Origin of the sequence: Acinetobacter sp. Colony158, from assembly GCF_019264745.1 — a bacterium.
GTDB classification, from domain to species: domain Bacteria; phylum Pseudomonadota; class Gammaproteobacteria; order Pseudomonadales; family Moraxellaceae; genus Acinetobacter; species Acinetobacter ursingii.
This window is the reverse complement of sequence record NZ_CP078523.1, coordinates 1,096,472-1,096,692: the sequence shown is the minus strand read 5'-3', so window position 1 is coordinate 1,096,692 and position 221 is coordinate 1,096,472. Positions and strand designations below refer to the sequence as shown.

Below are 221 nucleotides of genomic sequence, written 5' to 3'. Positions count from 1 at the left end.
GAAGGTGATATTCGCAGTGCTGAACAGCTTGATCAAGTATTTGCACAGCATCAAATTGATGCAGTCATTCATTTTGCTGGTTTAAAAGCAGTCGGCGAAAGTCAGCAACTTCCTTTGATTTATTTTGATAATAATATTGTGGGCAGTATTAATCTTGTAAATGCGATGCAGCGTGCAGAGGTATTTAAGTTAGTCTTTAGCTCATCTGCAACGGTTTATGA

General features: G+C 38.0%; 1 protein-coding gene. It reads left to right on the top strand.

The genetic code is table 11. The features are described 5' to 3' along the window. A partial coding sequence (locus JR005_RS14500; RefSeq protein ID WP_228731747.1) for an NAD-dependent epimerase/dehydratase family protein occupies positions 1-221 on the top strand: 221 nt, incomplete at both ends.